Source organism: Pseudomonas sp. AC239 (assembly GCF_979258545.1).
In genome coordinates this window covers 4,398,801-4,422,506 of record NZ_OZ409864.1, presented here as the reverse complement: position 1 = coordinate 4,422,506, position 23,706 = coordinate 4,398,801, and the positions used below count along the sequence as shown (strand labels likewise).

The following is a 23,706-nucleotide window of genomic DNA, read 5'->3' as shown; positions in this document are numbered from 1 at the left end:
GGCCATGCAATGTACTTACGCTATCAATTGTTCGACGACCAACGCGACGCAATGATCCTGGTGGCCCGGATCATGATTTTGATCCTCTACGGTTACTTCGGCTTCACCTACGTCACCGATCACGGCAGCTTCGTCAGCTATCTGAAAACGGTAAACGCGCCGATACCCGAGTTCACCGCCATCGTCGCCACCATCATCGAATTCTTCGGTGGTCTGGCACTGTTGTTCGGCTTCTGGACCCGGCCGATCGCGGCGATCTTCGTGGTGTACACCATTGGCACCGGCATCATCGGCCATGCTTTCTGGAACAGCACCAACCCGGCCGATCATCACACGCTATTCGTGCACTTCTTCAAGAACGTGAGCATTGCCGGCGGTTTCCTCTTCCTCTGCCTTCTGGGGCCTGGAAAGTACTCGATCGACAAACGTTGATCCTCTGGCGACGGGCGCAGCAATGCTGCCCGTCGCTTCCATTTCAGTGCTTGCGGATATCCAACATGAACGAATTGATTGAACCGGTTGCCGACCTGCGCGACTGGCTGGCACGGGCCGAAAAGATCGGCGAATTGCAGACTGTCTCGCCCGCTGTCGATCCGGTTGAGGAAATGAGCGCCATCACTTATTTGTTGGCTCGCCAGGCTGCTTCGCCTGCGGTGCTCTTCGACCAGGCGGACTCGCCGCTGGGCTTACGCCACCTGTGGAATATTTTCGGCCCAAGCGTGGCTCGCACCGCGATCACCCTGGAGGAAGCACCGGATACGCCAACGATGGAATTGATCCGGCGCACCAAAGACAAGCTCAGGCACAGCATCGCCCCGCTGGAGGTCAGCGCTGAAGCCGCACCGATCTATCAGAACACCCTCACCGGCCATGACATCGACCTCACCCGGCTGCCGATTCCCAAGCACTGGCCCCGAGACGGCGGCGCTTACGCCGGTACCGCGGACGCGGTGTTCACCCGCGATCAGGCCTCGGGTTACCTGAATGTCGGCACCTATCGAATGATGATCCAAGGCCCCCGCGAGGTCGGCCTGTCACTGGCCCCAGGCAAGGACGCTTTGCGTCACATTCATCAGGCATGGGCCAAGGGCGAGGCGCTGCCCGTTGCTGCTGCCTGGGGTGTCGACCCGCTGATGATGGTCGTGGGGTCGCAATCCCTGCCACCGGGCGTCAGCGAATACGACTTCGCCGGGGGCATCAAAGGCAAGCCTATCGAAGTGGTACGGGCCAGACATTCCGACTTGTTGATTCCTGCGGCTGCCGAGATTGTCATTGAAGGCCTGATTCGTCCCGGTTCGACCCGCGAAGAAGGCCCTTTCGGCGAGTTCACCGGTTACTACGGCTACAAGGACATCGATTGCCCGCTGATCGAAGTCACTGCCCTGCACTATCGCACCCGACCGATCCTGACCAATGCCTTGATGGCTGATTTCCCCTCGAACGAACAAAGCGCATTTTTTTCGACGATCCGCTCGGCGAAAATCTGGAGCGATCTCGACAAACTCGGCATCCAGGGCATCCACGGGGTGTACTGCCCTCCGGCCGCAGCCGGTGCGTTCGGCATGATCGTGATCAGCCTGGAACAGAAATACGCCGGTCACGCTGCACAGGCCCTGGCACTCGCCAGCCAGGTCCCCGGTGGCGCCTATATCAGCAAGTGGATCGTCGCGGTTGACGAGGATGTCGATCCCACCGACATGAACCAAGTGCTCTGGGCGATGGCCACACGTGCAACTCCCAGCGATGACATCGATATTCTGCGCAACACGCGCGGCTCGCCGCTGGACCCGGCGCAGAACCCGCCAGAGAAACGTTTTTTCGGTTCCAAGGCCTTGATCAACGCCTGCAAGGATTACCGCAACATACGCCACTTCCCGACGCGCACGTTATTGCGCCCATCGGTGTACGCGCGCGTCAGCGAACGCTGGGCCGCGTTGGGCCTGCCGGGTCAACCGCCGTTGATCAGCACATTCGACGAGGCGGTAGATTCTCATGAACAGCCCTGAGCGGCGGATTGTCGTCGGCATCAGCGGGGCCAGCGGCGTGATTTATGGCGTGCGTACGTTGGTGCTGTTGCGCGAACTGGGCATTGCCACGCATCTGGTGATGACCCGCTCGGCCCAGGTCACATTGGCCCACGAACTGGACATGAAAGTGGCGGACGTCAAAGCGCTGGCCAGTGTCGTACACGACCCTGCGGACATTGGCGCCTCGATTTCCAGCGGTTCGTTCAAGACACTGGGCATGGTCGTGACTCCTTGCTCCATCAAAAGCCTTTCGGAGATCTCCAGCGGCATCACCGGCACCCTGCTCAGCCGTGCCGCCGACGTGACACTCAAGGAACGTCGACCGCTGATTTTAATGGTGAGGGAAACGCCGTTACATCTGGGGCACCTGCGCAGCATGACCCAGATTTGTGAAATGGGCGGCACCGTGATGCCGCCAGTACCGGCGTTCTATGCCAGACCCCAATCGATCCAGGACATGGTCGACCATACGCTTGGGCGCATGCTTGATCTGTTGGGACTGGATACCGGAACCGTGCGGCGCTGGGGCTGAATTCCCGGTTGGCTGCATCATCGGCAAGTGTGTCCAGACGCCTTGCCGACTCGCTCTTTCACAATCAGGAACCACGCTATACCGTTGCGTTTGCCTGCTCGCTCAAACCGAGTGCGGCCGGGCGAATGCAACGCTGTGTCATCGAAACACTCACCGGCAAGCTTCGGCACGCCGGTCAGCATTCACCCACAGCATCGACTTCGTCGGTGTAAAGCCGCATGACGGTCAGCACGGCCGCCGCCGCAAATGACAACGCAATGATTGCCAACGCAGCGGTTGCGTGTCCCGAGCCCTGGAACGTCGCACCGAGCAAGGCAATACCCATCACTCCGCCACACTGGCGGGCCGCATTGAGCACGCCGGAGCCGATTCCGACCTTGCCGCTCGGCACACTTGCCAGACAGGCACCGACGATCACCGGCAAGGTCGCACCGCCGAGGCCGATCAACAAACCGCCAAGCACCAGGCTTACAGCATTCATATCGAACAGTGCCAGCGATGCCGCGCCGAGTGCGCCGCACAACATGCCAGCAGCACCGACTGAGCGGGCACCCAATGCATTCGACAGGCGTCCGGAAAGGCTGGCCATCACACCGGTTGCGAGCGTCATCGGAATCATCGCCACGCCGATTTCAACAGGGGCGCGACCTTGCCCCTGCAAGGCAAACGGCAATACGAAAAGACTGCCGTAGTAAGCCAGCGTTTGCAGAAATCCGGCGCCGATCGCTGCAGAAAAGGTTCTGGAGGCAAACAGATTCAGGGGCAGCATCGGTTCGCGCCGAGTTCGCTGCGAATGGACGAATGCCACGGCGGTCATCAAAGCGGTGAGCAGTGCAGCCATGACCCACGCATGTCCCCAGCCCCATACGGGGCCTTCAATCAAAGCGAAGATCAACGACACCAGCGCCAGGGCCGAAAGCACCTGCCCTGCCCAGTCGATAGAACGTGGCCGGACGGCAACGGGCCTGCTGCGTAGCGCGCAGCTGAGCAGCGCAACCATACAAAACGGCACATTGAGGTAGAAAATCGCACGCCAGTTGATGTGCTCGACCAGCAAGCCCCCCAACAAAGGTCCGCTCACCAGCGCCAGCGCCGAGATTCCACCCCACAGCGCAACGGCCCTCGCCCGTGCGCCGGGCTCGGGGTAGGCCTCGACCAGCAGCGCCATGGAGCTGGGCAGCATCAATGCCGCTCCGACGCCTTGCACGGCACGCGCCGCAATCAGCGCCAAGACATTGCTGGCCGATCCACACGCTATCGATGCGCCCGTGAATATCACCAAGGCCCACACAAACACTCGCCTCGCGCCCAAACGATCGCTCAATGCACCGGCAGACAGGAGCAGGCTGGCAAAGACCAGCGTGTAGGCACCGGCAATCCATTGCAGACGATCCATCCCCGCTGCCAGGTCGCGACCCATCTCGGGTAGCGCGACATTCAGCGCTGTGACGTCCAGCGCGACCATGAACGAGCTCAACGCCACGCTCAGTAACACGGGCGTCGCCGACGCAGGCCTGACCACCAGATCCATTGACAGAGTTTTGCCCACCTTCCACCACCTCACTGTGTATTCATCGTGATCCTGAGGCGGTGCGCAGGCTCCGTAAAATTAAATCTCGATTACCTGAACATAAGAGGAACTACTGAGATGATGAACCTGATGCATTGGCGACTGCTGGTCGCCGTGGCTGACGCCGAGAATGTTTCCCGCGCCGCCGAGCGCTATGGCATCACCCAGTCGGGCGCCAGTCAGGCCTTGACCCAGATGGAGGAAGCACTCGGGGTCAAAGTGTTTGTGCGTGATCGACGCCAGACCACTGCAACGGCCATTGGCCAGCAAATCATTGACCGCGCGCGGCGCATGCTCAGTGAATTCGAATCGATTCAGAATCTGGTGGATGCATCACGTGGGTGTCACTTGGGGCGAATCAAACTCGCCAGCTTTCCCTCGGTATTCGCCAACCTGCTGCCACCGCTGCTGCAAAGTTTCAGTCGGCTGCACCCGGGCATCGAAATCGTCGCGCTGGAAGGCACCGATGAAGAAGTCGAACAGTGGCTGGCCAACAGCAGCATCGACCTTGGTGTGGTGATGAACCCCTGCCCTTCGCGCGGTGCGCTGTTATTGGGCCGCGACTCGTGGGTAGCGGCAGTCCCTGCGAACCATGATCTGGCGCGCAAGTCCTCGGCCAGCACGGTCGCGCTCGAAGATCTGGTGACAGAGCCTTTCATCCTGGCAACGGGTGGCTGTCACCTCAATGGCCAGTCGCTGGTCGAGCGTGAGGGACTCACGCTCAGAGACATCAAGATCACCGTGCGCGACTGGACCACTGCATTTGCGCTGATCAGTGAAGGCATGGGCATCTCGATCGTTCCTGCCTCGACATTGCCGCTGGATCGACGCGGCATGCGGGTCTTCGAATTGGCCCGACCGATTTACCGTGAATTCGGGCTGGTCTGCTCGGCGGTCGGCGAACGGACTCCTTCCGCTCAAGCGTTTCTCAATGAAATTCGCAAGTCGAGTATTGGCAACGATATTCCGATGACGGTTCGCAGTACTGAAGCGAAAGTCGCCTGAGTGGACATAAGAGCAGCTAATGATGAGCGCATAAAATCGTAATTTTACCGATCCATGACACGCCACCAATATGTCTGGAACACGGTTCACAGCCATTGCGACGTGAGCCGGGCAATGCGTTCGGGTACGTGTTGCTTACTTCAAGGAGATCCACATGAAACTGTACTTTGCGCCAATGACCTGCTCCCTGTCGCCACACATTGTGTTGCGTGAGCTGGGCCTGCCCTTTGAACTGATCCGGGTCAACAACAAGACCAAAGCCACGGCGGACGGCCGTGATTTTCGCGCCATCAACCCCAAGGGCTATGTGGCCGCGCTGGTGCTGGACAACGGCCTGGTGCTGACTGAAGGGCCGGCCATCATTCAATTCCTGGCCGATCAGGTACCGGGCAACGCTCTGGCACCGGCCAACGGTACCTGGGAACGCACTCGCCTGCAGGAACTGCTCAATTTCATCACCTCGGAGATCCACGGTGGCAGTGCTCCGTTGTTCAATGCAGACATTCCGGAGCCGGTAAAGGAAATCTTTCGCCAGAAACTGTTCAAGCGCCTGGATTACCTGAACAAGGAACTGGTCAACAAGGATTATCTGTTGAGCACTTTCGGGCTCGCTGATGCCTACCTGTTTACGGTTTTGAAATGGCTTCCTTTCTTCAATATCGACATCGGCGACTGGCCGGAACTGGCTGCGTTCGTGGCGCGCATCGAAGCGCGTCCAAGTGTGCAGGCCGCCATCGCCGCGGAAGAGGCAACACAGCCAGTGTAATCATGGATGACAGAAGCTGGTCGATGCCGGCTTCTGCCTGACTTCAACAAGGATGAAGCCTCATGCAGACCATTGAACGCGTCCCGAGCGGCCACGCAGGACGCAGCCGTTCCTGCGCCTACGCCGACCTGGTTTACACCGTAGCGACCAGCGCGGATACCTCGCTGGACATCAGCGGCCAGACCCACCGGGCCCTCGCTACCCTGAGCGCCAGCCTCGAAGGACTCGGCTCCAACGCCTCGCGCATGCTCTCGGCGCAGGTGCTTCTTGCCGACATGGCCAGCAAACCCATTGTCGATGAAATCTGGGCGCAGTGGATTGGCGACAACCCGCAGCACTGGCCTCAGCGCGCTTGTTACGGCGTTGATCTTGGCGGGAAGTTGCTGATCGAAATCATCGTTACAGCAGTGCGGGGAGCGGCAGATGACGCTTAACGATCAAACCGATCTGCTGATCCGAACCTGCGAGGCACAGCGTTGCGCCGCCATGCTCGGTGGGCACCTGGATATTTTCAGTTACCTGTTCCACCCCGATCTCACCTACATTCACGCCAGCGGCGTCATCGACAACCTCAAAAGCTATCTGGAGAAATGCCGCTCTCGTGAATTCGTTTATCACACCCTTGATCTGCAGATCGACAAAGTGACGCGGGTCGGAGAGCTGGCGATTGCCTTGGGTGAAATGAGCACCACCGTAACCTCCGGTGGGGTGTGCAAACGTCTGCACAATCGCACGCTTACCGCCTGGCAGCGAACCGATGAGCAGTGGCAACTGCTGGTCTATCAGGCGACACCGCTCGAACCCGCTGTGGTGGTGGACGCGGGCTGAGCGATCGATCAAACCGGCGGCACCACCGGCATTCCTCACCCAGGCTTCGAAACCTAGAGTTTGCGAAGAGAATAATTCCAGGGTGAGGAGATCCCGCCATCAACTCCCGGCTACCGCCTCCCGCACGAAATCCTCATACCGACGCAGCGGATGCCCGATCAATCCCTCGATCCGTTCCACCGCCGCTGCCCCGGCCTGCATGCCGAAGCGCTGGATCCCCGCCATCATCAGGCGCATGTCATACGCCAGCCACCCTGGGCCGTAGGTCGCCAACTGCGCTTCAAACGCGGCGACATCATCGCCACCGTAGGCAACGTCGCGCCCCAGCGTGGTACTCCAGATTTTTGCTACCGACTCCCCGGTCAAAACCTGCGGTCCAACCAGTTCGAGAGTGACACGTTCCTGCGCAGAATCAGCTCGATCGCGGCGCAGCAGTTCCGCCACCGCGACGTCGGCGATATCGCGCGCATCGATCATCGCTACGCCTTGGGAGCCGATGGGCATCGGGTAGACGCCGTAGTCCTGAATGGTCTGCCGGACCATCAATTCGTTCTGCATGAAGTACGCCGGGCGCAGGATGGTAACGGGCAAGTCAAGGCTTTCGAGCATGCGTTCTACGGTGTATTTGCCGGTGAAGTGCGGGACGTTGGTGAAGGTGTCGGCGTGAATCACCGACAGGTAGACGATGCGTTCGATGCCCGCCTCTTGGGCCAGGTTGAGGGTGATCAGTGCCTGGGTGACTTCGTCGGGGGTGACGGCGTTAAGCAGGAACAGCGTGCGCACCGACGCCAAGGCCTGGCGCATCGACGCCACGTCTGTGAGGTCGCCGACCACTTCGCTGACGCCGGCCGGAAAGTCGCGTTTGCCGGTCTGGCGCACGAGGGCTTTGACCTCTGCGCCCGCCTCGGCCAGGCCTTGCGTGACGAGTGAGCCGATGGTGCCGGTGGCGCCAATAACGAGAATGCTCATGGTGAATCTCCTATCGTTGCGGGCCCGCGTTTCGAAGCCCGATGAGGCGAAGGTAGGCTGTTGCAGGCATAACGCACAGACACCAGAATGCAGACACTTCGTTTCAAATCCGGAACAGCCATGAACCTCAATGCCTTGATCGATTTCCTGCTTGTTGCCAGCAATGAGGGCTTGGGCAAGGCCAGTCGCGCGAGTGGCATTTCCAAGGCCACCCTGTCACGACGCATCGCCGATCTTGAGGAACAACTGGGCGTGCGTCTGATCGAGCGTAGCGCGCGCGGCTTGAAATTGACCGAAGCGGGTGAGTTGTTGATGTCGCGAACCGAAGCGCCGTTGAGTGAAGTGGCCGAAGCACTGACGGCGGCGCGCGAGGGTTTATCGACGCCGCGCGGACGTTTGCGCATCGCCGCCCCGGTGTTGTTTTCGCAACTGGCGATGGGACGGATCGGCGCCGAGTTCTGCGCGGCTTACCCGCAGATCGAGCTTGAAGTGATTGCCGAAGATCGTCGGGTTGATCTGGTCGAGGAACAATTCGATGTTGCCATCCGGATCAACCCGAGCCCGGACAGCAGTCTGGTCGGGCGCTGTTTTGCCAGGGATCGGCTGGTCGTCGTCGCCGCGCCGGACGTGGCCAAGCCAGCGCCGGGCAAGGTTGGCCTGGTGGCCGCCATCGTCATGCCGAGTTTCGAGCCGACTCAGTGGCGGCTGGATGACGGACAGTTGATTCTCCAGCCGAACCCCACGCTGCGCCTTTCTTCGTTCCTGATGATTCGCGATGCAGCCATCGCCGGAGCCGGCGCGGCGCTGCTGCCCCACTCCATCGCCCAGGCCTCACTGACTCGCGGTGAACTGACGCAGTGGGGCACGATAACGGGCGTGGAACCGGAACTCTGGGTGCTACACACGTCCCGCCGACTCGCCGCGCCAAAGGTACGTGCGTTTGTCGATTTCATTTGCGCGCGCTTCCCGGACAAAGCGTTGCTGCTAAACGCCTGACGCCGTGTAACCAACATGAACACTTGCCCAATCCTCATTCACAACACGGCAAGCCAAACACCACCCGCGCCCCCCTCGGCTCATTGCGCTCGGCCCACAATTTGCCGCCATGTCCTTCAATGATCGTGCGGCAAATCGACAGGCCCATGCCCAGCCCGGTGGATTTGGTCGTGTAGAACGCCGTGAACACCTGCTCTGGCTGCTCGCAGGCAAAGCCCGGCCCCGCATCGCTCACGCTGATTTGCACGTTTTCGCCCAGCGCCTCACTGCGAATCAGCAGACGTCGCTGCCCCGCTGCCATGATCGTCATGGCTTCGAGGCTGTTGATGATCAGGTTGAGCAACACCTGTTGCAGTTCGACCCGGTCCGCCACTACGAAAGGCAAATCTGCCGCCAGCTCAACGCTGACCTCAGCGCCGTGTTTGAGCGCTTCACCCCGGCTGAAACCGACCATTTCTTCGATCAGCAGATTGAGGCTGACAGGCTGACGCTGCGGCGGGGTTTTGTGGATCAGCGCGCGGATGCGTCCGAGTACGTCGGCGGCGCGGTTGCCGTCGAGAATGATGTGCCGCAGGCCCTGCTCCACCTCGGCAACGTTCGGCGGTTGCGCACCCAGCCAGCGCAGGGCGGCGTTGGCATGGGTCACCGTGGCGGCGATCGGTTGATTGACTTCGTGGGCGATCGACGCGGCCAACTGACCCATGGTTGCCACGCGATTGGCGTGGGCCAGTTCCGTTTGCACCTGACGATACCGCCGCTCGCCTTCGCGCACTTGCTCTTCGGCGAGCTTGCGTTCGCTGATATCCAGGACGAAGGCCAGGCCCTGCTGCTGACTTGCTTCGAAGGCGGCCAGACCGACAATCACTGGCAGGCGACTGCCGTCCTTGCGGATGTATTCCTTCTCAAATGGCTGGGCGCGACCGGTGCGGATGGCCGTTGTCAGTGCCACGTCGCTGTTGGCGCGCATCGCCGGCGGCGTCATGTCACGCCAATGGACACTGCCCGAAAGCAACTCGTTACGGGTGTAACCGACCATGCGCAGGAACGCGTCGTTGGCCTCGATGATTTCCCCTTCCACGCTCCAGACGATGATGCCGATGATGTTGGCATCGACCAGCCGACGGATTTTCGCTTCTCGCTCGGCGAGGTCGCGATACAGGCGCGCGTTGTCCAGCGAGATCGCTGCCTGCGACGCCACCAGGCGCAACACGGCGAGACGCGCCGGGCTGAACACCGCGGCCGACAGGTTGTTTTCCAGATACAGCGCCCCGACCACCCGCGCCTGATTCATCAATGCCAGGCACAGGATCGAGCGCGCGCCTCGTTGCTGAACGTATGGATCGGCGGCGAACAGCGGATCGGCAACCGCGTCGTCCAGGCACAGGTTTTCGCCGGTGCGCAGCGTCTGGTAGAGCACCGACTCAGCCAGCGCCACCGCGTGCAGCGGCGCGTTGCACAGCTGCGTGGCACCGTCGCCGATGCGGGTTTGCGCAGCGACATAGGGAATGTCGGCATCCAACAAAATGAGCAGGCCATGCTCGGCCCCGGCCTGTTCGATCGCGGTGCGCATCACCGTTTCGATCAAACGGTCCAGGACGATCTCCCCGGACACTGCTTGAGAGACCTTGAGCACCGTCGCCATGTCCAAGTGTTCAACAGGCGTAATGAGCGTGGTGGTCGGATTCGGCTGCGCCTCTTCGGCACGCAGAAAACGGTGACGTCGCTCCAGCTCCCGCACTTTGCCTGCGGCGCCCCAGCGCAGATAGGCGTAGCGTGCGTCGCGCAGGTAAACGCGGGATATCTTGGCCAGACCGCGAGCGCTGTAGAACCGTGCGGCCAGTTCGTTGGCCAGCGCTTCGATATGGAGCAGACCATTGTCCTGAGCCAATTGAATGGCTTGCTCGTACTGCAATTCGGCTTCGAGCAACTGCCCGGTGACGCGCGCCATTTCTGCGCCGACCAGCGCCACCTGACTGGCGAAGGTTTCCGCGCACAAACCCGCCCACACTTGCAATTGCGCATGGTGTTGACCCAGACGCTGTAGCGCATCGGCGTCGGTTTCGCCGTGAGCGGCCAAAGTCAGCGCCGCATAAAAATGATATTCGGCCTCTTCGAAAAACGCCGAAATCACCCACAACAATCCCTGCGCCTGCGCCGCGCACTCAGCGGCCGCCGCGTAATCCCCCGCCAGGTAGCGCGCCTGCAACTTGCGCACCCAGTATTTGCCGCGCGCCAGCGCCAGATCCGCCGACGCGGCGAGATGCGCCTCGACAGCTGTTTCATCGAAACCGTCATGGTTGAAGCCGCCAAACGTCGGCGTCTGCCCGCGCAGCATCTTGATCAGCGCCAACTGGCAGCGCATGAAATCGGCCACCAGACCGAAACCGACCTTCTCGGCGTAAGCCAGGCCTGCTTCAGCTTGCGCCTGCACCTCGGCCAGCGGCTCGCCGATGAACAACAGATCGGAAATCAGGCTGTTGCCGGCAAACGCCGCATACGGCAGATCGCCGCTGCGATGGGCCGCGTTGAGCGCACGGCGCAGCAGTTCGCGGCACTCGCGCACAGGTCGCATCCAGCGCACCACGAAAATCGAAAAGCACAACCAGGTGCTCGCCTCGTAACGCGTCAGCCCACGTCGCTCAACCAGATCGCAGCCCAGACGGCCAAATCGATAGCCGGCGGCATAGTCGCCAAATCGCGGCCCCGATATGCGCCCGAAGTTGGCATAGAGCAAACAGGACGCATCGCAGTTGCCGTATTGCAGGCTCAGGCTGACCGCTTTGCAAATGGTCAGGCTGGCGAGGTTCAGATCCGACTGCACCGCCGGCGCGAAGAGTTTGCCCAGTGTATCGAGGGTGGCCCGCGCGGCTGGGTCCTCCATCAGCGGCAAGTCGATCATCCGCTCGATACTGCGCCCGCGCAGGCTGGTCCAGACCTGCTGATATTCGTCACGCACCTGAGCATCGCCCGGATGCGCTGACCAATCGATGCCGACCTGACGCAGATAGGCCAGACACACCGCCACCGCCCGGTCGCTGCGATCAAGCAGCAAGTAGACATCCATTTGCAGGCAGGCCACCGCCGCGCGCTCGACGGTGGTCACGCCGCGCTCGGCCAATGTCGCCAGACGCGTGTCGGCGAGCGCCAGTTGGCCGGTGAGAAATTCGCACTCGGCGCGGTTCAGCGCCAAAGCGAAACCCAGCTCATGCCGACTGTCATAACCCTGCTCGCCCAGCAGCTCTGCGCCGGCGCCCAAGTAAGTCAGTGCCGAGGTGTAAGCGGTCGAAGCCTTGGCGCGCTGGCCGGCAAGCAGATTGAATTCGGCCAGTTGCTCGCGCTCGGCACGCAGGCTGATCAGATGCGCACCGCGATTGAGCTGGCCGACAATCTCGAAGATCGCCTCTTCACGCCGCTCGCCCTGGGTTTGCAGCGCCAGCAAGCGGCCGATGCGCAGGTGCATTTGCGCCCGTTCGGTTTCAGCGATCAGCGAATACGCCGCTTCATGGATGCGGTCATGCACAAACCGGTAGGCACCGTCCTGACGCTCGACCAGCTCCAGCCGCACCGCTGGCCACAACGCGGGGTGAACGCGAGGGACAGGTATATCGAGGACGGTGGCCAGCGTGTCGAGCCGTGCAACGTTGCCCAGGCAAGCCAGTTGCTGCAGTGCCTGGCGGGTCTCCAGCGGCAGTCGCGCCAGCTTACCAACCATCAAATCGACGACGTTGTCGGTGTAGCCCTTGCCGTTGATCAGCTGCACATCCCAGCGCCAGCGCTGGCGCGCAGGCTCGTATGTCAGCAGCTTCTCCTCGGCCAGGGCGTGGAGAAACTGGATGACGAAAAACGGATTGCCGGCAGTCTTGTCCAGCACCAGCCGCGCCAGCGCGACGATACTCGCCGGCGGGCAGCGCAGCGACTCGCTGATCAGTTGTTCAATGTGCGCGCCGGCCAGGGGGGCGAGGCGAATCTCGTCAATCCGCACGCCAGCGCTACGCAGCGTGTTGAGGGTACGGCTGAGTGGATGATCGCCATCCACCTCGTTGTCGCGATACGCGCCAACCAGCAGCAGATGAGCAATTTCGGCACGGCTCAGCAAGTCTTCGAGCAGATCAAGGGTGGCCGCGTCGAGCCACTGCAGGTCGTCAAGGAACAGCGTCAGCGGATGCTCGGCCCGGGCGAACACGCCGATGAAGCGCTGCAAAACCTTTAGAAATCGCTGCTGCGCCTGCTGCGGTTCCAGCTCGGGCACGGCGGGCTGATCGCCGATGATCAATTTGAGCTCGGGAATCAGGTCGGTGATCAACCGTGCATTCGGTTCCAGCGCCTGCAATAGTGCTTCGCGCCAGCCCGCCAGCACGTCGGCGCGCTTGCCCAACAGCGTCCGCACCAGCCCCTGAAAGGCCTGGACCAATGTCGAATAGGGTACGTCGCGCTGGTACTGGTCGAACTTGCCGGCGGCGAACAAGCCACGGGTCGGCACCAGCACTTTGTGCAGTTCGCTGACCACCGACGATTTGCCGATGCCGGAATAACCCGAGACCAGCACCAGCGCCGGCGCACCTGTTTGCACTACATTGGCGAAGGCATCGATCAATGTTTGCACGTCGTGTTCGCGGCCGTAGAGTTTTTCCGGAATCAGCAAACGCTCGAGGGCGCCCTGCTCGTTCAGCGTAAACGTCTCGATCTGTCGCGCCCGTCGCCACTCGTCGAGGCAACGGCGCAAGTCATGCTCGACGCCGGCCGCGGTCTGATAGCGTTCCTCGGCAGTTTTCGCCAACAGTTTCATCACCACCCGCGAGAGCATCGGCGGCACCGTCGCCACCCGTTCGCAGGCTGGCATCGGCAGCCGCGCGATGTGGCAATGCACCCATTCCATCGGATCGTTCGCACTGAACGGCAGCGAGCCGGTGAGCATCTGGTACAGCGTCACGCCAAAGGCATACAGGTCGCTGCGCGAATCGATCGAACGATTCATCCGTCCGGTTTGCTCCGGCGCCATGTAGGCCAGCGTGCCGGCGATGGTTTCCGGCGGCGTGGGCGCTTGCCGCTCGCGAGGCACGCGCGAGGCCAGGCCGAAGCCGGTCAACCGTGCCGCTCCATCATGGCAATGAACGAAGATGTGCTGCGGTTTCAGGTCTTTGTGCACCAGGCCGCGCTGATGCAGATGGCCCAGCGCCTTGGCAATATTGGCAGCCAAGCCCAGACAGGTTTCGATAGCCAGGGGTGCGACCAGCAATCGCGACAACGGCTCGCCGCCCGGATCGTCGAACAGCAGACGAACCCGAGTGCCCGTGCGCGTCAAGGCCGTAGGCTGCAAAGCCCAGGCGGAATCGAGATCGTCCCTGAGGCTGTATTCATGCGCGAGCCGCGCAAGGGTCGCCGGCAACGGCTGACCGAGCGCCGGACGCACCGCCAACACGCTGCCCTCGCCCGAACCGCGCTCGCGGGACAACACCCGCTCGCCGTCGTCCCACAAAATCTGTTTGTTGCTGGCCATCTGCGTAGACACTGCTCAAGGTTTTTCTGCCGTACCGGGTGTTCTGCGTTAGCAACGCTCAGGGGCCGCGCTGCACAGGCTCGATGCCCAACGCCTCAGCGATTCGTACCAGATCGGCCACTGAACGTGCGCCCAGTTTGCGCATGACCTGGCCGCGATGGACTTTGACCGTGACCTCGCTGAGCTTGAGTTGCCCGGCAATCTGCTTGTTCATCAGCCCGGCAATGACGTAGCCGAGCACCTCGCGCTCACGTGCGGTCAGCGTTTCGTAAGCCCGACGCAGGACGGCGCCGGAATGTTCGTCGGCGAGCCGCGCGCGGTCGCGGGCCAGCGCACTGGCCACGGCGTCGAGCATGTCCTGATCACGGAACGGCTTGGCCAGAAAATCCACCGCACCGGCCTTCATCGCCTTGACGCTCATGGCGATGTCGCCGTGGCCGGTCATGAACACCACGGGGATGCGCAGGCCGTTTTTCTCCATCTGCTCCTGAAATGTCAGGCCGCTTTCGCCGCGCAGACGCACGTCGAGCACCAGACAACCGGGCACCTCACGTTGCGCTTGCGCGAGAAAATCCGCGGCGCTGTCAAAGGTTCGCACCTGCAGGCCGATCGAGCGCAGCAAGCTGTCGAGCGCCTGGCGCATCGAGGCATCGTCATCGACCACGTACACCACCGGCTCGCTGAGCACAGCGGGACTTTGCGCAGGGCTGGAATGCGACCACAAGGTCATCGTGTCTCCTCGGCGAGATCGCAGCACGCATCGGGCTGGTCAATAAATCTAGTTCAGGATGGCGACCGCAGCCAGACACCCCGGGCGGTCAGCGATCAGGCTATCAGTCGACGCCATTGCCGACCGGCCAGAAACCCCTGAAAATCGGCCAGGCTGAGGCAGTCCCGCCGCCAGCGCTGCAAACAGGCAGGCCCGCGATGTCCACTCATCCCGCTTTTACAACGGCTCCGCGCGACGTGGTGTTCATCGCCTACCCACGCCTGAGCCTGCTCGACCTCAGCGGTGCGCAAACCGTGTTCTGGGCGGCGAGCAAAGCCATGGCCGAGCGCGGGCAGCCCGGTTATCAACTGCACACCGCCAGCCTCAGCGGCGGTTTGATCGAGACCGTCGAAGGGCTGGCCATCGACACCCAGGCGTTAACCACGCTCGAGAGCGCCGCGCTGGACACCCTGGTCGTGCCCGGCGCTCCCGACATTTGCGAGAGCCTCGACGAGCACCGCGAACTCACCGACTGGCTGCGCAGCCATGCTCAGCTCGCCCGCCGCGTGGTTTCGGTGTGCAGTGGTGCGTTTCTGCTGGCTCAGGCCGGATTGCTCGATGGCCGCCGCGCCGCCACCCACTGGGCGATGTGCGACGCTTTGCGCGGTCGCTTTCCGGCGATCGAGGTGGATGCCGATGCGATTTTCATTCAGCAGGACAAGGTCTGGACCTCGGCCGGAGTCAGCGCCGGGATCGATCTGGCGCTGGCACTGGTCGAGGCCGATTGCGGCCGCGACGTGACGCTGCAGGTCGCGCGGGAACTGGTGGTGTACATCAAACGCCCCGGCGGCCAGGCGCAATACAGCACGCTGCTGCAATCGCAGGCGCAGGACGCTGCGATGTTCGATGATCTGCACCTGTGGCTGATGGAGCGCCTCGGCGATCCGAATCTGACGGTGGAGCGCCTCGCCGAGCAAGCCGCGATGAGCCCGCGCAACTTCACGCGGGTCTACAAAGCGCGCACCGGGCGCACACCGTCGAAAGCGCTGGAGCTGTTTCGCCTCGAAGCGGCCAAACGCCTGCTGGAAAATTCCCGGCATAAAATCGAACGAATCGCCCGCCTTTGCGGCTTCAGCGATGAAGAACGTCTGCGCGCCTGTTTCCAGCGCCACCTGTCGATCTCCCCGCGCGACTACCGCAGTCGCTTCAGCCGCGATGGCTGAACCGCTATACCTACGTATAGTTTTGCCCGCTGGCCATCAGCGTATGGTGCAAGAACGACAGGAGTCACCAGCTCGGCCACCCGGCCCGGGAGCGTTATGCACAAGACGCATGTCATTGCGGTAGTGGACGACGACGAGGCCATGCGCACGTCGCTGAGCAGCCTGCTGCGAGCGTCGGGTTATCGAGTGCTCGACTATGCGGCGCCGGCGGATTACCTTGAATCGGATGGGCCGGCGCAGACTGATTGTCTGATTTCCGATATGCAGATGCCGGGCATGAGTGGTACGCAGATGCTGGATGCACTGCGGGCGCAAGGCTGGAGGATGCCAGTGATTTTCGTGTCGGCGCACGCGGGCGATTTGCCCTGCGACAAGTCCCGAGCGACTGATGTCGTTGCCTGCCTGCGTAAACCTTTTGCGGCGGACGAGTTAGTTGTCTGGGTAGAGGTTGCACTGCGTACGCTCCAGGCTAGCGGAACTCAAAAAAACTGACCCACCGCAGTTACCTTTGTGGGAGCGAGCTTGCTCGCGAAAGCGATCGCTTGATCAACGCCTCCCTTTGGCCATATTCCTCTTTCCACGGCGCAACGGCCTTGAAATCGGCTTAAACCAGATTTGGGTCTCCTACATTTTGAAAAGGTGAGATGAGCAGGCACGTACAGCGCATAAACACGACTTGGCAATCACGTTTAAATTACACCGACTGTTACTGCAAAAAGCCTACAACGCCTTGCGCCGCTGCCTACCGGTACTTCAGAATCCGCCGGCTTACACAGCTATCGGTTGGGCTATATCGTTTCCCTGTCACTGCGAAACAGTGATCGGGTTTGGTAGCCCGTTTCTTGATAGTTGTACGGCTTCCCCATATGCGGCCTCTATTTCGAGGCTCAGCTCTCTATGGTGGCCATGCGTGGGGCTCATTCGTGAGCGCCGGGGTTAACTATCTTGACCGGTCTACCAACCCGCGCGTGGCCGCCACCCATCGTTTGGTAGCGATAGTGACGGCTCTTCATTCCTTCAAGGTAGAGAGTCATTTATGTTCAAAGTAACGCCAAACCCGCCAGAAGCCGATTCGATCCCGTACGACCCCGCTCTGGAACCCCAGCGAATAAAAGACGCGGCCGCTCGTGCCATCAACTTTTACCTCGACCCTCAGACGCTCAAGACCACCATTCCCAAGCGCCAGCCGGGCAGGATCTTTCTCATCGATCCCACGGTGGACGAGGAAACGCTGCTCGTCGAAGCCTGTGAATCGCTGGCCGCCGCCAATGACATGGCCCGTGAAATCGGTGGCGTGATCGACCATCCACAGCGTCGATCGCTGCTGATGTTGCAGCAGGTGATCATGTTGAGTGAGCTGATCGTCAATCGCGTGCTCGACAGCCGACGCGTGTCGAGCTAGCCGGCAACCCAGGCAGGAGGGGGCATGCTCCCTCACTGCCAGCGGACGCGCCACAGCCGTGGCGCGGCATTCCCATACTCAGACGCTCAAGCGGCTCTCACCGGAGTTTCAGCTGATGTCACAGACACCGTCCCATCCGCCGGTCACCGACTCGGTTTCGCCTTACGAATCCTTTCATTCAAAAAAACTGCATGACGCCGCCGAGCGCGCGCTCGACCATTACCTCGCGCCGACCAATATCAACGCCACGCCCTACAGTCCCAACACCCTGTTTATGGTCAGCCCGGAATCAGACACCGAATCGCTGCTGGTCAACGCCTGCGAATCCCTGGCCTCAGCCACGGTGATGCTCGGTGATTTCGCCGGGATGCTGGAGGGCTCACGGCGCAATACCCTGTTGGGCATCGCGCAGGTGGTCATGCTAGGAGAATTGGCTGTCAACAAAGCGTTGGATAACGTAGTGCCCACCGACTGAACAACGGCATCGGCCGTGCAGGCGTGCTGGCACCCTGCGCGGCGATGTTCGTTTCGAACAACACCTGGCCCGATGTTCCCACCTGCCCCCATACCTTCGTATACCCCTCTTCCACCCATGCGTACCCCACGCACACCGATGGACAACTGCGCCCGCAGCCTCCCCGCCCTAGCATGACTTTCGACAGCGAACGATTGAGCGCCAGGCAGTAAGGCAAGCAGTTGCGGCGGCCAGTGATCGTCACGCCAGAGTCCGCGTAGGGCTCGGGTGTCATCCATCCATCAGCGTCAGGGAGCACATTATGAAACAGCAATTATTGGTGATCGGTGCGGGGTTCGGCGGGCTGTGGAGTGCGCTGAGCGCTGCGCGTTTGCTGGATATGCATGACCGTCAGGATGTCGAGATCACCTTGCTCGCCCCGCAAGCCGAATTGCGCATTCGCCCGCGTTTCTACGAGCCGGATGTGCACAGCATGTACGCGCCGCTCGACGCGCTGTTCGATGCGGTGGGTGTGCGTTTCGTCAAAGGCACCGCTGACAGCATCGACGCCGAGGCGCGCCAAATCGGTTACCGCGACGAGGCCGGGCGTCCGGGTCAACTGAGCTACGACCGGCTGGTTCTCGCTAGCGGCAGCCAGCTCGCACGGCCGCCGGTTCCAGGGCTCAAGGAGCATGCGTTCGATGTCGATCAGATCGAATCCTCGGCGCGTCTGGAACGCCATCTCATCGCCCTCGCCGACCAACCGGCCAGCGTTGCGCGCAACACCGTGGTGGTCGCCGGTGGTGGTTTCACCGGGATTGAAACCGCGACGGAAATGCCGGCGCGCCTGCGCGCGATTCTCGGTGAGGATCAAGATCTGCGCGTGATCATTGTCGATCGCAGCAAGGACATCGCCGCGACCATGGGCGACGGTATTCGTCCATCGATCATCGAGGCGTCCAATGAATTGGGTATCGAATGGATCGTCGACGCCAGCGTTGCTGCCGTGGATGCCAATGGCGTCACCCTCGCCGATGGCCGCCACATCGAAAGCCACACCGTGATCTGGACCGTAGGTTTCCGCGCCAGCCCGCTCACTGAACAACTCGACGCCGAACGCGATGGCCAAGGCCGCCTGCATGTCGACGGCAACCTCAAGGTGCAAGGCATCGATCATGTATTTGCCGCCGGTGATGTCGCTCGCGCCGCCACTGACGACCTCGGCAACTACGCCGCGATGTCTTGCCAGCATGCGATCAGCCTGGGCCGTTATGCCGGCAACAACGCCGCCGCCGATCTGCTCGGTGTTGCCCCGACAATGTACCGCCAGCCCAAGTACGTGACTTGCCTGGATCTGGGCGCCTGGGGCGCGGTGTACACCGAAGGCTGGGATCGTCAGTTGAAACTGGTCAAGGCTGAAGCCAAAGAGTTGAAGACGCAAATCAACACGGTGTGGATCTACCCGCCCGCCGCCGATCGTCGCGCTGCCCTCGCGGCCGCCGACCCGCTGATCCCGGTTGCCTGATTTCACCCTGCGTTTTAGCCCTGAGAACAAGGAGAACACCATGACCCTGCATCTGGATTCCTTCACCGCCAACCGCGCGGTAGCCCTGCAAAGCCCGAGCGAAGAACTGGTGCCGTCGCGCTACGCTCTGCGCCTGGGCGACATCGATGTGATGGTGATCAGTGATGGCGTGCTGCCGTTGCCGACCCAGACCATGTCGACCAACGCCGATCCCGCCGACCGAGCCGCCTGGTTCAAGGAAATGTACCTGGGCCCCGATGCGTTCGACTGGGCGCTCAACGTGCTGGTGGTGCGCAGCGGCGAGCAAGTCATCCTCGTCGACGCCGGTCTCGGTGGCCAGTTCCCCGGTTTCCCGCGCGCCGGGCAGTTTCCCAAGCGCCTCGCCGCTGCCGGGGTGGACCTCGCTGATATCACCGATATCGTCATCACCCACATGCACATGGACCACATCGGCGGCCTGCTGGTCGACTCAGTGAAAAGTCGTCTGCGTGAAGACGTGCGTATCCACGTCACCGCCGCCGAAGTGAATTTCTGGACCACGCCGGACTTCACCTACACCGACATGCCCGCGCCTGTGCCGGACGTCCTGCGCAGCACTGCCAACGCGTTCATCGATCACTATGAAAGCAAGCTGCAGATCTTTGAAGACGAATGCCAGGTTGCTCCCGGCGTAGTCGCCAAACTCACCGGCGGGCATACGCCTGGCCACTGCGTGGTCTACGTCAACTCCGGCGGCGAGCGCCTGACCTTCGCCGGTGATGCGCTGTTCCCGGTGGCGTTCGATCATCCTGATTGGCACAACGGTTTCGAACACGATCCGGCGAAATCGGTGGAAGTCCGAGTGCGCATGCTCAGGGAAGCCGCCGCCAGCGGCGAACTGTTCGTCGCCACGCATCTGGCCTTCCCATCGGTGGGCCGAGTGGCGGTCAATGGCGATGCGTTCCGCTGGATTCCGGCGATCTGGGATTACTGATTGCGGGTCTGAAAAAAGCTTCGCCCGGCACTTGCCGGGCGAAGCTGTTGCGGGAGACTTGAAGTGTCTGCGCCGGCAAGGTTTTCCGGCTCCTGAGAATCCTTGGAGAACCGCGTTCCAGAGCGTTTCGTTTCGCTGATCACCTGATCAGAAAATCCTTTGAATTTTTTTTGTCGGACAAAATCATTTACGTATGAGCGTAAGGAGGAACTCATGCGTAGCACCGATATTTTCGTCATCGAATACAAACTGCACGACCAGCCAAAATCATTCGTCATCCGCGCCAAGAGTATGCGCAACGCCGACGCTTGGCATTGGGCGAGCTGTGACGCCGGTATTGCGCCGATTCCAAAACCGGGCAAACCGCCGTTGAAAGTCGTTTCCAAACCCCAGGCCGAGCGCTACGGCATCACTGATGTGAAGTGGCGCGAAACCGCAGCACTGGACTGGACGGAGGCTTAAACAAACCGAGTCGCTTAACTGAGCTTGCATGTCAGCCAGGCGCCCCAGAACAGACTACTGAAAAACCGCGTCGCCTCACCGAACCCCGCGTCATGCAACAACGCCTGAACCGCCGCCTCCGAGTGCGGCGGATCAGCGCCCTGCAAAATCTTCCCGAGTTTCGCCTGCACCTCCTCGGCGGTGGCGCCCTGCTGTCGCCAGCGCTGGCTCCAGGCTTGCAGCAGCAACGGCTGACTGTCGTAAGCGTAATGATTGCCGGCGACGATCAATGGCGCGCCGGGTTTGAGCCGGGCGTGAATGGATTGCAGGATCTGTTGCTTGGCCGTGTCGCCGGCCAAGTGATGCAGGACGCCGATCAGCGTCGCGGCATCGAAGGACGCGTCTGCCGGCAAGTCTTCGACATGGCCGAGATGTATTCGGGTTCTGTGCAGCAAATCATTGGCGCGCAAGTGCTGGGTGGCGGCATCCAGCATCGGCTCGGAAGGATCGACTGCAGTGAAATTCCAGCTTGGCTCCAGCGCGGCCATGGCGATGATTTCCTGCGCCGTGCCACCTGCGCCCACCACCAGCACTTTTGCCGGACGCGACGGGCCGAGGCTGGCGGCCAGCATGCAGGCGGAAAGATCGTGACAGGCATCGTAGCCGGCCAGGGCAATCCGGCTTTGCCTGGCGTATTCATTGGCTCTGGAGTTGTCGAATTTGCCGGCGGGATCGATGGCGAGTTGAGTCATGGTGATTCTCCTTGTCCTTCACGGGCACGCTACGCCATGAGCGAACAGAAGAAAAATCCAATGATTTCATGGGGGATATTCCGCTGGGGAATACGCCGGCCCGCCGTCGTCAGGCCTGCCGGGCCGCTCAGGTGCCTAACGTCAAACCATTGGCTGGCAAGGGCAGCGCAGTTTTGTAGCGCACCTGCTTGAGGGCAAAGCTGGAGCGGATGTTCGCCACCCCCGGCACCTTGGTCAGAAAATCCATCATGAAGCGTTCCAGCGACTGGATGCTCGGCACCAGCACGCGGATCAGATAATCCGGATCGCCGGCCATCAGATAGCACTCCATGACCTCGGGGCGATCCGAGATCGCTTCCTCGAAATGCTGCAGCGCCTCTTCCACCTGTTTTTCCAGGCTGACGTGAATGAACACATTCACATGCAGCCCCAGCAGATCGGCATCCAGCAGCGTGACCTGTTCGCGAATCAGGCCCAATTCTTCCATGGCCTTGACCCGATTGAAGCATGGCGTCGGCGACAGGTTCACCGAGCGGGCGAGGTCGGCGTTGGTGATGCGCGCGTTCTCCTGAAGGCTGTTGAGAATGCCGATATCGGTACGGTCCAGTTTGCGCATGAGACAAAACCACCTGTTTTTTATGTTTATGCAGAATTTCTATCTGCAAATGGTCGCCAGCGCAACGAAACACAGAGAAATATTCTTCTTGGCCGCGCCTATGATTGTTGTAGGACAAGATTTCCTCTACCCAGGAATGACTGCCAGCTCACTACAAGAAATTCACAAGATCGAGCGTAGAAGCCATGACCCAAGCGTATGAACCGCTGCGCCTGCACGTCCCTGAACCCTCGGGCCGTCCCGGCTGTAAAACCGACTTTTCCTACCTGCATCTGACCGATGCCGGTACGGTGCGCAAACCTCCAATCGATGTAGAACCTGCCGACACCGCCGACCTGGCGCGAGGCCTGATTCGCGTGCTCGACGATCAGGGCAACGCCCTCGGCCCATGGGCTGAAAACGTGCCGGTCGAGATCCTGCGCAAAGGCATGCGCGCGATGCTCAAGACGCGCATCTACGACAACCGCATGGTCGTCGCCCAGCGCCAGAAAAAGATGTCGTTCTACATGCAGAGCCTCGGCGAAGAAGCCATCGGCAGCGCCCAGGCGTTGGCGCTGAACATTGATGACATGTGCTTCCCGACCTACCGCCAGCAAAGCATCCTGATGGCCCGCGATGTGCCGCTGGTCGACCTGATCTGCCAACTGCTGTCCAACGAGCGCGACCCGCTCAAGGGCCGCCAGTTGCCAATCATGTACTCGGTCAAGGACGCTGGTTTCTTTACCATTTCCGGCAACCTCGCCACCCAGTTCATTCAGGGTGTCGGCTGGGGCATGGCTTCGGCGATCAAGGGCGACACCAAAATCGCCTCGGCGTGGATCGGTGACGGCGCCACCGCCGAATCCGACTTCCACACCGCCCTGACCTTCGCCCACGTATACCGCGCGCCGGTGATCCTCAACGTCGTCAACAACCAGTGGGCAATTTCCACCTTCCAGGCCATTGCTGGCGGTGAGGCTACGACTTTCGCCGGACGCGGCGTCGGTTGCGGCATCGCTTCGCTGCGTGTCGACGGCAATGACTTCTACGCGGTCTACGCCGCTTCCGCCTGGGCTGCCGAACGCGCCCGGCGCAATCTCGGCCCGACCATGATCGAATGGGTCACCTACCGCGCCGGCCCGCACTCGACTTCCGATGATCCATCCAAATACCGCCCTGCCGATGACTGGAGCCACTTCCCTCTCGGCGATCCGATTGCGCGCCTGAAACAGCACCTGATCAAGGCCGGCCACTGGTCCGAAGAAGAGCACGCCGCCGTTAGCGCCGAACTCGAAGCCGAAGTGATCGCCGCGCAGAAACAGGCCGAACAGTACGGCACCCTCGCCGGCGGCCAGATTCCGAGCGCCGCGACCATGTTCGAAGACGTCTACAAAGAGATGCCGGAGCACTTGAAGCGCCAGCGTCAGCAGTTGGGGATCTGA

General features: G+C 61.3%; 22 protein-coding genes. 16 read left to right on the top strand and 6 right to left on the bottom strand.

Annotated features, from left to right (window positions below; genetic code table 11):
- Window positions 1-9: 9 nt before the first annotated feature.
- The 3 genes from ACZ0AZ_RS20275 (at window position 10) to ACZ0AZ_RS20265 (ending at window position 2,559) form a co-directional block, all read left to right on the top strand.
- The gene (locus tag ACZ0AZ_RS20275; RefSeq protein ID WP_039762175.1) at window positions 10-432 is read left to right on the top strand and encodes a DoxX family protein; all 423 of its coding nucleotides are present in this window, start codon (window positions 10-12) and stop codon (window positions 430-432) included.
- Between the two features lie 65 nt (window positions 433-497).
- Window positions 498-2,006 (top strand): UbiD family decarboxylase, encoded by a 1,509-nt coding sequence (locus ACZ0AZ_RS20270; protein ID WP_310409262.1) that lies wholly within the window; start codon window positions 498-500, stop codon window positions 2,004-2,006.
- Window positions 1,993-2,559: a UbiX family flavin prenyltransferase gene (locus tag ACZ0AZ_RS20265; RefSeq protein ID WP_463537992.1), complete on the top strand. Its 567-nt coding sequence runs from the start codon at window positions 1,993-1,995 to the stop codon at window positions 2,557-2,559. Before ACZ0AZ_RS20270 ends, ACZ0AZ_RS20265 begins: the two co-directional genes overlap by 14 nt.
- Before the next feature lie 175 nt (window positions 2,560-2,734).
- Here ACZ0AZ_RS20265 and ACZ0AZ_RS20260 read toward each other — a convergent pair whose 3' ends face one another.
- Window positions 2,735-4,090 carry an MFS transporter gene (locus ACZ0AZ_RS20260; RefSeq protein WP_052269132.1) on the bottom strand — a complete coding sequence of 452 codons (1,356 nt, stop codon included), beginning with the start codon at window positions 4,088-4,090 and terminating at the stop codon, window positions 2,735-2,737.
- Window positions 4,091-4,207: 117 nt separating this feature from the next.
- Between ACZ0AZ_RS20260 and ACZ0AZ_RS20255 the strand changes: the two genes are divergently transcribed.
- From ACZ0AZ_RS20255 to ACZ0AZ_RS20240, 4 genes are all read left to right on the top strand, one after another.
- Window positions 4,208-5,134 (top strand): LysR family transcriptional regulator, encoded by a 927-nt coding sequence (locus ACZ0AZ_RS20255; RefSeq protein WP_200890484.1) that lies wholly within the window; start codon window positions 4,208-4,210, stop codon window positions 5,132-5,134.
- Window positions 5,135-5,288: 154 nt separating this feature from the next.
- Window positions 5,289-5,900 (top strand): glutathione transferase GstA, encoded by a 612-nt coding sequence (gene gstA / locus ACZ0AZ_RS20250; protein WP_310409258.1) that lies wholly within the window; start codon window positions 5,289-5,291, stop codon window positions 5,898-5,900.
- Between the two features lie 62 nt (window positions 5,901-5,962).
- Window positions 5,963-6,334 carry a Rid family hydrolase gene (locus ACZ0AZ_RS20245; protein WP_039762180.1) on the top strand — a complete coding sequence of 124 codons (372 nt, stop codon included), beginning with the start codon at window positions 5,963-5,965 and terminating at the stop codon, window positions 6,332-6,334.
- Window positions 6,324-6,728 carry a nuclear transport factor 2 family protein gene (locus tag ACZ0AZ_RS20240; protein ID WP_463537991.1) on the top strand — a complete coding sequence of 135 codons (405 nt, stop codon included), beginning with the start codon at window positions 6,324-6,326 and terminating at the stop codon, window positions 6,726-6,728. Before ACZ0AZ_RS20245 ends, ACZ0AZ_RS20240 begins: the two co-directional genes overlap by 11 nt.
- Window positions 6,729-6,827: 99 nt before the next feature.
- On the opposite strand, the gene ACZ0AZ_RS20235 is transcribed toward ACZ0AZ_RS20240, so the two are convergent.
- Window positions 6,828-7,697, bottom strand: a complete 870-nt coding sequence (locus ACZ0AZ_RS20235; protein WP_039762184.1) for an SDR family oxidoreductase — start codon at window positions 7,695-7,697, stop codon at window positions 6,828-6,830.
- A 120-nt stretch (window positions 7,698-7,817) separates the two neighbouring features.
- Here ACZ0AZ_RS20235 and ACZ0AZ_RS20230 point away from each other — a divergent pair, with 120 nt between their 5' ends.
- Window positions 7,818-8,693, top strand: coding sequence for a LysR family transcriptional regulator (locus ACZ0AZ_RS20230; RefSeq protein ID WP_039762185.1), 876 nt, complete (start codon window positions 7,818-7,820; stop codon window positions 8,691-8,693).
- Between the two features lie 34 nt (window positions 8,694-8,727).
- On the opposite strand, the gene ACZ0AZ_RS20225 is transcribed toward ACZ0AZ_RS20230, so the two are convergent.
- Window positions 8,728-14,190: a trifunctional serine/threonine-protein kinase/ATP-binding protein/sensor histidine kinase gene (locus tag ACZ0AZ_RS20225; RefSeq protein ID WP_463570718.1), complete on the bottom strand. Its 5,463-nt coding sequence runs from the start codon at window positions 14,188-14,190 to the stop codon at window positions 8,728-8,730.
- A 58-nt stretch (window positions 14,191-14,248) separates the two neighbouring features.
- The gene (locus ACZ0AZ_RS20220; protein ID WP_463537989.1) at window positions 14,249-14,920 is read right to left on the bottom strand and encodes a response regulator transcription factor; all 672 of its coding nucleotides are present in this window, start codon (window positions 14,918-14,920) and stop codon (window positions 14,249-14,251) included.
- Between the two features lie 197 nt (window positions 14,921-15,117).
- On the opposite strand from ACZ0AZ_RS20220, the gene ACZ0AZ_RS20215 reads away from it, so the two are divergent.
- The 7 genes from ACZ0AZ_RS20215 to ACZ0AZ_RS20185 all read left to right on the top strand — a co-directional run bounded on the left by ACZ0AZ_RS20215 (window position 15,118) and on the right by ACZ0AZ_RS20185 (window position 20,938).
- The gene (locus ACZ0AZ_RS20215) at window positions 15,118-16,122 is read left to right on the top strand and encodes a GlxA family transcriptional regulator (protein WP_463537988.1); all 1,005 of its coding nucleotides are present in this window, start codon (window positions 15,118-15,120) and stop codon (window positions 16,120-16,122) included.
- Window positions 16,123-16,218: 96 nt separating this feature from the next.
- A complete protein-coding gene (locus ACZ0AZ_RS20210) occupies window positions 16,219-16,614 on the top strand; it encodes a response regulator transcription factor (RefSeq protein WP_463570720.1) in 396 nt (131 codons plus the stop codon).
- Window positions 16,615-17,158: 544 nt separating this feature from the next.
- Entirely contained in the window at window positions 17,159-17,524 is a 366-nt protein-coding gene (locus ACZ0AZ_RS20205; protein ID WP_076563354.1) for a DUF6124 family protein, read from the top strand.
- Window positions 17,525-17,639: 115 nt separating this feature from the next.
- Window positions 17,640-17,999, top strand: coding sequence for a DUF6124 family protein (locus ACZ0AZ_RS20200; protein WP_463537986.1), 360 nt, complete (start codon window positions 17,640-17,642; stop codon window positions 17,997-17,999).
- Window positions 18,000-18,300: 301 nt separating this feature from the next.
- The gene (locus tag ACZ0AZ_RS20195; RefSeq protein WP_039762194.1) at window positions 18,301-19,503 is read left to right on the top strand and encodes an NAD(P)/FAD-dependent oxidoreductase; all 1,203 of its coding nucleotides are present in this window, start codon (window positions 18,301-18,303) and stop codon (window positions 19,501-19,503) included.
- A 40-nt stretch (window positions 19,504-19,543) separates the two neighbouring features.
- Entirely contained in the window at window positions 19,544-20,476 is a 933-nt protein-coding gene (locus ACZ0AZ_RS20190; RefSeq protein ID WP_129998436.1) for an MBL fold metallo-hydrolase, read from the top strand.
- Window positions 20,477-20,689: 213 nt separating this feature from the next.
- Window positions 20,690-20,938, top strand: coding sequence for a DUF6555 family protein (locus tag ACZ0AZ_RS20185; RefSeq protein WP_039762197.1), 249 nt, complete (start codon window positions 20,690-20,692; stop codon window positions 20,936-20,938).
- A 14-nt stretch (window positions 20,939-20,952) separates the two neighbouring features.
- Here ACZ0AZ_RS20185 and ACZ0AZ_RS20180 read toward each other — a convergent pair whose 3' ends face one another.
- Window positions 20,953-21,669 carry a class I SAM-dependent methyltransferase gene (locus tag ACZ0AZ_RS20180; RefSeq protein ID WP_129998435.1) on the bottom strand — a complete coding sequence of 239 codons (717 nt, stop codon included), beginning with the start codon at window positions 21,667-21,669 and terminating at the stop codon, window positions 20,953-20,955.
- Window positions 21,670-21,796: 127 nt separating this feature from the next.
- Window positions 21,797-22,285, bottom strand: a complete 489-nt coding sequence (gene bkdR, locus ACZ0AZ_RS20175) for a Bkd operon transcriptional regulator BkdR (protein ID WP_039762201.1) — start codon at window positions 22,283-22,285, stop codon at window positions 21,797-21,799.
- Between the two features lie 185 nt (window positions 22,286-22,470).
- On the opposite strand from bkdR, the gene ACZ0AZ_RS20170 reads away from it, so the two are divergent.
- The gene (locus ACZ0AZ_RS20170) at window positions 22,471-23,706 is read left to right on the top strand and encodes a 3-methyl-2-oxobutanoate dehydrogenase (2-methylpropanoyl-transferring) subunit alpha (RefSeq protein ID WP_101162558.1); all 1,236 of its coding nucleotides are present in this window, start codon (window positions 22,471-22,473) and stop codon (window positions 23,704-23,706) included.

What these genes read in the sequence shown, in the direction of transcription:
- ACZ0AZ_RS20275 (WP_039762175.1), top strand. Translation starts at nt 10, where the DNA reads ATGTACTTACGCTATCAATTGTTCGACGACCAACGCGACGCAATGATC.
- ACZ0AZ_RS20270 (WP_310409262.1), top strand. Translation starts at nt 498, where the DNA reads ATGAACGAATTGATTGAACCGGTTGCCGACCTGCGCGACTGGCTGGCA.
- ACZ0AZ_RS20265 (WP_463537992.1), top strand. Translation starts at nt 1,993, where the DNA reads ATGAACAGCCCTGAGCGGCGGATTGTCGTCGGCATCAGCGGGGCCAGC.
- ACZ0AZ_RS20260 (WP_052269132.1), bottom strand. Translation starts at nt 4,090, where the DNA reads ATGGATCTGGTGGTCAGGCCTGCGTCGGCGACGCCCGTGTTACTGAGC.
- ACZ0AZ_RS20255 (WP_200890484.1), top strand. Translation starts at nt 4,208, where the DNA reads ATGATGAACCTGATGCATTGGCGACTGCTGGTCGCCGTGGCTGACGCC.
- gstA (WP_310409258.1), top strand. Translation starts at nt 5,289, where the DNA reads ATGAAACTGTACTTTGCGCCAATGACCTGCTCCCTGTCGCCACACATT.
- ACZ0AZ_RS20245 (WP_039762180.1), top strand. Translation starts at nt 5,963, where the DNA reads ATGCAGACCATTGAACGCGTCCCGAGCGGCCACGCAGGACGCAGCCGT.
- ACZ0AZ_RS20240 (WP_463537991.1), top strand. Translation starts at nt 6,324, where the DNA reads ATGACGCTTAACGATCAAACCGATCTGCTGATCCGAACCTGCGAGGCA.
- ACZ0AZ_RS20235 (WP_039762184.1), bottom strand. Translation starts at nt 7,697, where the DNA reads ATGAGCATTCTCGTTATTGGCGCCACCGGCACCATCGGCTCACTCGTC.
- ACZ0AZ_RS20230 (WP_039762185.1), top strand. Translation starts at nt 7,818, where the DNA reads ATGAACCTCAATGCCTTGATCGATTTCCTGCTTGTTGCCAGCAATGAG.
- ACZ0AZ_RS20225 (WP_463570718.1), bottom strand. Translation starts at nt 14,190, where the DNA reads ATGGCCAGCAACAAACAGATTTTGTGGGACGACGGCGAGCGGGTGTTG.
- ACZ0AZ_RS20220 (WP_463537989.1), bottom strand. Translation starts at nt 14,920, where the DNA reads ATGACCTTGTGGTCGCATTCCAGCCCTGCGCAAAGTCCCGCTGTGCTC.
- ACZ0AZ_RS20215 (WP_463537988.1), top strand. Translation starts at nt 15,118, where the DNA reads ATGTCCACTCATCCCGCTTTTACAACGGCTCCGCGCGACGTGGTGTTC.
- ACZ0AZ_RS20210 (WP_463570720.1), top strand. Translation starts at nt 16,219, where the DNA reads ATGCACAAGACGCATGTCATTGCGGTAGTGGACGACGACGAGGCCATG.
- ACZ0AZ_RS20205 (WP_076563354.1), top strand. Translation starts at nt 17,159, where the DNA reads ATGTTCAAAGTAACGCCAAACCCGCCAGAAGCCGATTCGATCCCGTAC.
- ACZ0AZ_RS20200 (WP_463537986.1), top strand. Translation starts at nt 17,640, where the DNA reads ATGTCACAGACACCGTCCCATCCGCCGGTCACCGACTCGGTTTCGCCT.
- ACZ0AZ_RS20195 (WP_039762194.1), top strand. Translation starts at nt 18,301, where the DNA reads ATGAAACAGCAATTATTGGTGATCGGTGCGGGGTTCGGCGGGCTGTGG.
- ACZ0AZ_RS20190 (WP_129998436.1), top strand. Translation starts at nt 19,544, where the DNA reads ATGACCCTGCATCTGGATTCCTTCACCGCCAACCGCGCGGTAGCCCTG.
- ACZ0AZ_RS20185 (WP_039762197.1), top strand. Translation starts at nt 20,690, where the DNA reads ATGCGTAGCACCGATATTTTCGTCATCGAATACAAACTGCACGACCAG.
- ACZ0AZ_RS20180 (WP_129998435.1), bottom strand. Translation starts at nt 21,669, where the DNA reads ATGACTCAACTCGCCATCGATCCCGCCGGCAAATTCGACAACTCCAGA.
- bkdR (WP_039762201.1), bottom strand. Translation starts at nt 22,285, where the DNA reads ATGCGCAAACTGGACCGTACCGATATCGGCATTCTCAACAGCCTTCAG.
- ACZ0AZ_RS20170 (WP_101162558.1), top strand. Translation starts at nt 22,471, where the DNA reads ATGACCCAAGCGTATGAACCGCTGCGCCTGCACGTCCCTGAACCCTCG.